The 3,174-nt window shown below is 71.4% G+C and carries 1 protein-coding gene; it reads left to right on the top strand.

Annotation, left to right across the window (positions count from 1 at the left end):
- On the top strand, nt 1–3,174 hold a 3,174-nt coding region (locus tag B042_RS27125), incomplete at both ends, for an ADP-ribosyltransferase (RefSeq protein WP_155989155.1).

Genomic DNA, 3,174 nt, shown 5'->3' with positions numbered 1-3,174 from the left:
CTCATCGACAACGCCCACGAGGCCGCCCGCTCCGCCCAACAACGCGCACACCACCTACGCGAAAGCGCACACGCACTCGAAACCGCCGCCGAAGCGACCCGGCAAGCCCCCCACAGCGACGAAGCCGCCACCGCCCGAGCCCAAGCCGAACAGCACTACCACAACACCCGCCACCTCCTACCCCCAGAACCCGGCACCACCAACCTCCACACCTTCCCCGTCCTCACCGACACCGACCCATCCGACAGCGACGACAGCGACGACAGCGACGGCGAGGTCCTCACCGGCAACCACGACGTCCGCAACGAACTCGGCCCCGCCCCCCTGTGGCACGGCACGCCCCGCGAACCCGGCGGCACCGGCATGGGCCCCGCCCAGCGCCTGAGCGACAGCCAGGCCACACCATGGGCGAACGGCCAACTGCCCCAGGTCTCCGACCCCGCCCTCGCCGAAGCCGTCTCCGACTACACCGGAGCCAGCTACACCCTGATCCACCAGGGCCTGCGCCACGGCAACGTCGGCCTCTACAAACGCGACGAGTTCCTCTCACTCGTCCACCGCCTGGACCGGGCCGTGGACGGCTCACGCCTCAGCGAACCGGTCCTCGTCCACAAAGGCGTCGACAGCGGCTTCACCGACAACCTGGGCATCGACCCCAACGACCCCGACACCCTCACCGGCCTAGTGGGCACCGTCCACACCGAGCCCAGCTTCATCTCCACCTCCCTGGGCACACGCACCCCCTACGACCGCCCCGCCTACATGATGTTCCGGGTCCCCGAAGGGTTCCCCGCCCTCAACGCCGCGCCCCTGTCCCACGCCCCCAGCGAACGCGAACTCCTGCTGGCGCGCAACAGCAGCTTCGTCATCCACGCCGCCTACCAGCACCCGGCGCAGCGGACCGAGGGCGGCCCCCTCGCACCGGTCTGGTTCATCGAGGCCGAACTCGTCCCCCACGGCTGGCGGCCGCCCCCCGGGTGGCAGCCCCGCCCCCTCCTGGACGCCAGCTCCGGCTACCAGGGCACCGAGACCCCCGACGGCTCCGACAGCAGCGCCATGGACTGGGCCCCCACACCCACACCCGCACCCGCACCCGCACCCGCACCCGAGGACTCCCACGCCTCCAACGAGGACCGCTCCACAAACCGGGCCTCGGAGGTGCCGCCTTCCGCGCCGGACGGAGACGGCGTCCCGGGCTGGATGCACGACCCGGAGACGGTGCTGAACGCGGACGGCATGCCCGACCTGGACTGGATGCGGAGTACGCCTCCCCGGGAGGAGGCCAGCCCGCCGCTACCGGATTCGATGCCCGGTCCGGCACTGGACGCGGACGGCATGCCCGACCTGGACTGGATGCTGACGGACGTCCCCGTCCCGCCCCCGGTCGAGCCCCCCGGAACGGTCGCACCGGTCGACCTGTCCGTACCGCCCACGCTCGCGCAGACCCCGGCGGACGACGGGCTGGCCGCGGTGTCCACCGCCCCGGACAGCCCCGGGCCGACAGCCGACACCGTCTCGGACGCCCCCCTTGCCGGAACCGTCGGCGCGGACGGTGCCCGGCGCTTCGCCACCAACGAGGAGGGGAACCGGTACGGCGAACAGGTCCTGGACGACCCGCGGAGGTACCCCCGCCCCTTCAGGACTCTGCCCGATGAGCAGAAGGCGGCCGTCTTCGTCTACACCATGCACAGCTGGATCTACAACGACATCCTGCGCACTCCCGACGAGGACGACCAGCAGATTCTGCTGGAGGAGTGGCACATGGACGAGGGCCCCGGATGGGCCCTGTACGACCTTCTGGGGGACGAGCCGCGCCGCCTGACCCTGGCGGACATCGAGGTCTTCGACGGGCGCGACGACCTCAGCACCGAGCAGCGGGAGATCGTTGACGACATCCTGGGCGCCGAGGACCGGTCGGCACGCCTCGACGAGTGGAAGCAGAACTCGGGCAAGGTCGGGAAGCTGGTCGAAGCCTACGGGAAGCTCCCCGATCTGGAGGAGATCCACGAGTCGATCAGGTACGCTGACCGGGCCGTAGCCGGAGCCGTCCTCCCCGAGCCCCTGGTGGTTCCCCGGGCACTGGCCAGTATCAGCTTCATGAACGGGTTCGACCCGAACAATCCGCACAGCATCCTCGGCAAGGAGCAGACCGAACCCGGCTTCATGTCCACCTCGCTGGGGGCGGAGGCCGACCTTCCCGAGTGGGACACGCCGTTCCACCTCCACCTTACGCTGCCGGAGGGCACCAGGGCGCTCTGGCTGCGCGGGCAGGGCTTCTACGAGGACGAGTCGGAACTCCTACTGCCGCGCGGCAGTACCTACGTGGTCGACCGGATCGAGCGCCAGGGCGGGAAGACCCTCCTGCACGGGCGGCTCCTCCCACCCGGCCCCGCCGAGGGCACCGGCTCGTCCGGCTCTGACCACGGTTCCGAACCGGGCGAGTCCGGCGACGGGTGGGTCACCCTGCCCGAGGGCGGCCGACGGTGGGGCCGCTACGGCGCGGCCGGGCTCCTGCTCCACTCCAAGGACCCCCAGGGGACCACCCACGTCCTGCTCCAGCGCCGGGCCGACTGGACCGACGGCGGCGGGACCTGGGCCATCCCCGGCGGTGCCCGCAACCGCGACGAGACCCCCTTCGACGCCGCGCTACGCGAGTTCGGGGAAGAGGTCGCCGGCGACCCCGGCATCGCCACCCGTACCGGCGACTACGAGCAGGACCTCGGCGTCTGGCGCTACGACACCTACACCGCCGAGGTGGCCGGCCTGCCCGACCTGGCCCCCAGGGACCACGAGAGCAACGAACTGCGCTGGGTCCCCCTCCACGAGGTGGGCTCCCTCAACCTGCTCCCCGGCTTCCGCAGCACCTGGGACCAGATCGGACCGGACCTGGCCGCCCCAGCGGACACCGCTTCCGACAGCCCCCGCGGATCATCGCCAGAGCACGACCTCACCATAGGGACGGTCCTCCTCCCCCACACCACCGACAGCACCCCCGCCACAAGCCCAACGCCCGACGACCTCCGCGACCGCGCCCGCACCCTCCACCACGAGGCCGACCAGGCCCAGAACACCGCCGACACCCTCCACGCCTGGGCCCACACCGCCGAGACNAACCCCAACACCCCCCGCCCCCTCACCCAAGACCAGCAACACCTCATCGACAACGCCCACGAG

This window comes from Nocardiopsis sp. CNT312 (assembly GCF_000515115.1).
In the GTDB taxonomy this organism is placed as follows: Bacteria; Actinomycetota; Actinomycetes; order Streptosporangiales; family Streptosporangiaceae; genus Nocardiopsis.
The sequence above is the reverse complement of the archived record's forward strand: the minus strand, read 5'-3'. Positions and strand labels throughout refer to the sequence as shown.